This is a genomic window from Microvirga sp. P4_G7 (assembly GCF_056401005.1).
The window spans coordinates 1-4,977 of the sequence record NZ_JBFUKD010000243.1; the positions used below are offsets into that span (position 1 = coordinate 1).

Here is a 4,977-nt window from a genome sequence, read left to right on the forward strand (position 1 = left end):
AAACGAAACGACGTGGGTCCGCCGTGGCGTAATCCTTGACGAAACTCGATGTGCCGCTGCCGATCGTAACGATGACGTCGATGTCCGACCTGGAATCGTCTGAAGGCGGCCAGGCGAGCGTGGCCTCCACCCGTTCTCCATCGACCGTCACCGGCATGCCCTGACCGCGCGCGCCCCCGAGCTGAAAGCCATCATGGGAATCCCACGGCGAGGGAATCGCACTGTCGTTGCGCACGAATTCGTCGTGATTGCGCTCCTCGAAATGCAGCTCGAGCAGACGCAGGACGCCAAGGCGCACCGCTTCCGCGTCAGCCGTCTGCGGAATGGCGCCAAGGGCTTCCAGATGCCTGTCGATGAAGCTGGTGTCGAACTGGCCAGCGCGAAATTCCCTCGCCTCGCAAAGGGCCTTCAAGAAGGCCACATTGGTCTTTGGACCGGCGACGATCGTTTCGRATAGCGCGCGGGACAGACGATCCAGCGCTTCGTCGCGGGTCGCGCCGTGCGCAATCACCTTGGCGATCATCGGATCGTAGAAGGGAGTCACCTCGTCGCCGGCCTGAACGCCGGTATCGATCCGGATGCCGTCGATGTCCGGAAACTCGAGCGCCCACAGTTTGCCGGTGGATGGCAGGAAGTCCTTTTCCGGGTCCTCCGCATAGAGACGCGCCTCGACTGCATGCCCCTTGATGACGAGATCGTCCTGGACGAAGGGAAGTGGTTCACCGGCCGCCGCACGGAATTGCAATTCCACCAGATCCAATCCGGTGATTCCCTCGGTGACCGGGTGTTCGACCTGCAGCCGGGTGTTCATTTCCATGAAATAGAACCGGTCGGGACGGAGCCCTTCGCGACCATCGGCGATGAACTCGACGGTGCCGGCACCGACGTAACCGACTGCACGTGCCGCCTCGACGGCCGCCTTTCCCATGACGGCGCGCATCTCGGCCGTCATGCCTGGTGCCGGCGCCTCCTCGATCACCTTCTGATGACGGCGCTGGAGCGAACAATCGCGCTCGAAAAGGTGCACGACATTGCCGTGTTTGTCCGCGAAGACCTGGATCTCGACGTGTCGGGGCGCGAGGATGTATTTCTCTACGAGCACACGCGGATCGCCGAACGCACTTTTGCCCTCCCGTTGCGCGCTCTCGAGAGCCGCGTCGAAATCTGTGGCTTTGTCGACCCGGCGCATGCCCTTGCCGCCACCGCCTGCGACCGCCTTGATGAGAACCGGATAGCCGATCTCGTATGCTTTCTGCCTCAGGAAATCCGCATCTTGCTTCACGCCGTGGTATCCAGGCACGACGGGCACACCAGCCTTTTGAGCGAGAGCCTTCGCCGCGTCCTTCAATCCCATGGCGCGAATCGAGCCCGGCGGTGGACCGACGAAGACGATGCCATTCTTGGCGCAAGCCTCAGCGAATTCGGCTCGCTCGGACAGAAAGCCGTATCCCGGATGAATGCTGGCTGCGCCAGTCCGCTTGGCGACCTCGATGATCGTGTCGATGCGAAGGTAACTTTCGCGCGCCGGCGGCGGACCGATCAGATGAGCTTCGTCCGCCATCCGGACGAACAGGCCGTCGGCGTCTGCTTCGGAATAGACGGCGATGGTCCGCATCCCGAGCCGTCGCGCCGTGCGGATGATCCGGCAGGCGATTTCGCCACGGTTGGCGATGAGAACACTTTCGAGCATGCGGCGCTCCGATCGAGCTTTCGGGATCACTAGCTAGAGCAAAACCAACGGACGTTGTCACCCTTGGATCCGGACGTCGCGCGACGAACATAAGTCGAACGGGTGGCCCGCGTTCTCCATTCATTCACGCGTCATACAAGATGAACGCAAGGGCAGCTCTGTGTTTCGTCAATTTCCCACTTGCCGGGTCGATGGGAACTCGCTASCTTCTTATTGCAAATCACTTGCAACTGCAGAAAAGAAGCCCTGATGGATTCCACGCGCCCGTCTTCCCTGACCCCCGACGCCGGTTGGCGCCGTGCACGGGCGATGCCGTCTTTGCCGGAAGTGAGCCGCTCGATTGCGGTTCGTCCCGGTTCTTCATGGAAACGCGCGGCAGCGTTTCTCGGTCCGGGCTATCTCGTCGCGGTCGGCTATATGGATCCGGGCAACTGGGCGACGTCGATCGCAGGCGGCGCAAAATACGGCTACGCACTCCTGTCCGTCGCGCTCATCTCGAACATCATGGCAATCATCCTGCAGGCGCTCTGCGCACGGCTCGCCGTCGCAACGGGACGCGACTTGGCACAGGCCTGCCGCGATGCTTATCCGGCCCCGGTCGCGTGGGTGTTGTGGGCCCTCGCCGAGCTCGCCATTTGCGCCACCGACCTCGCCGAGGTCATCGGTACCGCGATCGGGCTCAATCTCCTCTTTGGCATCCCGCTCGAAATCGGCGTTCTGATCACCGCCCTCGACGTCTTCCTCATTCTCTACCTGCAGAATCTCGGATTCCGCTGGGTGGAAGCGTTCGTGATCACGCTTCTCGGCGTCATCGCGGTCTGTTTCGGCATTCAGATCGCCATGGCCGATCCGCAATGGAGCGGGGTCATTCGCGGCTTCGCGCCGACGACCGAAATCGTCACCAACCCCGACATGCTCTATCTAGCGCTCGGCATTCTCGGCGCGACAGTGATGCCGCATAATCTCTACCTGCATTCCGGCATCGTGCAGACCCGCGCCTACGGCGAGACCCTGCCGCAAAAACGGGAAGCCATCCGCTTTGCGACGCTCGACTCGACCCTTGCGCTGATGTTCGCCCTCACCATCAACGCATCGCTTCTGATCCTCGCCGCAGCCGCCTTCCACCACACCGGACGGACTGAAATCGCCGAGCTTGGTGAGGCGCACACGCTCCTTGCGCCCCTCCTCGGTTCTGCGATCGCGCCCACGCTGTTCGGCATCTCGCTCCTGTGTTGCGGCCTGAACTCCACCGTCACCGCGACGATGGCGGGGCAGATCGTCATGGAGGGGTTCATCAATTTCAGGCTTCCGCCATGGCTGCGCCGCCTCGTCACGCGCGGCATCGCCATCGTCCCGGCAGCCGCCGTGACGATCGCCTACGGCGAAAGCGGGACAGCGAAGTTGCTGATCTTCAGCCAGGTCATCCTGAGCCTTCAGCTTCCCTTCGCAGTGATCCCCCTCGTCACCATGACAGCGTCGAAGAAGAAGATGGGCGCACTCGTCAATCCGCTGTGGCTGACGATCATCTCGGCGACCGTCGCAGCGATCATCGTCGCGCTGAACGTCAAGCTGCTGGTGGATTTCGTCTTCGCTTAGCAGCCCCCTCATCCTGAGGAGCCGCAAAGCGGCGTCTCGAAGGATCGCCTAGAGATCGCTGGAGACGCCTCGTCCTTCCAGACGCGATTGCGTCTCCCTCAGGGTGAGGCTTTTGATGCCTTTCCAGCGATCACCTGTGCAACCCAGAACCCCGCAAAAATCATCAGGAACGGTTCGAGAGGGAGCCGGTAGCGCGGGATGCCGTGTGTCACGGCATGAACGGCAGACATGTAGACGATGATCAACAGCAAAGGTGACACGGCGATCAAGTGGCGTTTACCCATGCGCGAAAGGCCGAGCACCGCCATCACCATGACGGGCAGCGTCGCGAGGAGCGCGACGACGTTGATGAGCGTGGATTGCGATCCCGGCGAGGGATTCCAGAAGCGGAACAACCGCTCGACGCAGCGCCAGAGCCAGTGCAAGGGGTTTTCCTTGATGTACTGAACCGCGGCAGCCGTCATCGCCCTATCGCGCTCGATCGGATCGGCCTGCGGGAAGTTCTGCCAMGAGGGTGCGATGGCGTCGAAGTCGAGACCGAACCGATCAAAGAATGGCGTGTTCTCGATGATCAGCAGGTTTCCGGTGCTGACGCTGAGCCGCACGAATGCGTGGTAGAGCTGCCAATTGTGCCACCACCACGGCGCCATCACGACGCAATAAATCAAGGCATAGAGCACAAGACGTCGGACGATCGGTTTGACCTGTGCCTCGCCGCGCGCGAAGCAGAAGGCGACGATGAGAAAGGGAGCCGCGAGATCGAGGATGGGCCGGATCAGGATCGCCGCGACGAACATCACCGAGCCGAGGGCGAACCGACCGCGATAGAACGCGAGGCATGCGGCCAGCAGCAGAAAAACGTACACAGTCTCGCTGAGGCGCATATTCGCGTAGAAGATGACGATCGGATGCAACGCGAACACGAGCGCAGCGAACAACGCCGCGATGCGCATCCTGAAGAGCGCGAGCGACACCAGATAGACCAGCCCCGCCGACAGCGCTGAGAGGATGATCTGAAACGTCAGGATCTGCTTGTATCCGATGATCTCGATCAGGATCGGATACAGCGGCATGTAATTGCCGGACGACATTCGGCCCGTCGTCAGGAGTGCATGCCCGGTTTCGAGATAGATCGCCGTATCGGGCCAGTCACGGCTCGGGGACACCAGATGCCAGGCAATCCGGGCGACGAGGGAAACGAGGGTGACGGTCGCGAGATCGATCCCGATCGTGCGCTCTTCGCTCCCCCGCTCCGAATTCATAGTAAGTCCCCGAACCGGCAGCGATAAGGGCCGCCACCGAGTTCATTGATGGCAGCAACCCTCACGCGGCCTTGAGGCGGTTCAACGCCTCGTCGATCTTGGCCTTGCGCTGGAGCGCTTCGTCGCGGCGTTCACGCTGCTCGTCCACGACCTCTTCCGGCGCACGTTTGAGGAAGTCCGCGTTGCCGAGTTTGGCGTCGATCTTGGCGACTTCGCCCTCGAGCTTCTGAATTTCCTTCTGCAGACGGGCACGCTCCGCCGACAGATCGACGACTCCTTCGAGAGGAAGCGCCGCCACCTCACCGCGAACGATGAGCTGCACCGAGCTCTTCGGCGCCGCATCCGCGAACGTCATCTCGGAAATGCGCGCCAACCGCTTGATGGTATCCGCCCACCGCTCGGCGCGCGCACGCACGGCAGCCGAAGAAG

The 4,977-nt window shown here is 62.0% G+C and carries 3 protein-coding genes and 1 pseudogene; 1 reads left to right on the forward strand and 3 read right to left on the reverse strand.

Going from position 1 to position 4,977, the window contains the following annotated elements; translation table 11 throughout:
- The coding region (locus AC1DT3_RS11845) for an acetyl-CoA carboxylase biotin carboxylase subunit (RefSeq protein WP_477465453.1) at positions 1-1,690 on the reverse strand (1,690 nt) is incomplete at its 3' end.
- A gap of 249 nt (positions 1,691-1,939) precedes the next feature.
- On the opposite strand from AC1DT3_RS11845, the gene AC1DT3_RS11850 reads away from it, so the two are divergent.
- Complete coding sequence (locus AC1DT3_RS11850) at positions 1,940-3,286, forward strand: Nramp family divalent metal transporter (protein WP_477465454.1); 1,347 nt, start codon at positions 1,940-1,942, stop codon at positions 3,284-3,286.
- 98 nt (positions 3,287-3,384) lie between these two features.
- Here the strand turns inward: AC1DT3_RS11850 and AC1DT3_RS11855 are convergent, their stop codons facing one another.
- Together AC1DT3_RS11855 and AC1DT3_RS11860 are read right to left on the reverse strand one after the other, a co-directional pair.
- Positions 3,385-4,548, reverse strand: coding sequence for a hypothetical protein (locus AC1DT3_RS11855; RefSeq protein WP_477465455.1), 1,164 nt, complete (start codon positions 4,546-4,548; stop codon positions 3,385-3,387).
- A gap of 61 nt (positions 4,549-4,609) precedes the next feature.
- Positions 4,610-4,977 (reverse strand): annotated as a pseudogene (locus tag AC1DT3_RS11860) (valine--tRNA ligase); the annotation flags it as partial.

Coding starts and splice junctions, on each gene's coding strand:
- AC1DT3_RS11850 (WP_477465454.1), top strand. CDS start 1,940: ATGGATTCCACGCGCCCGTCTTCCCTGACCCCCGACGCCGGTTGGCGC.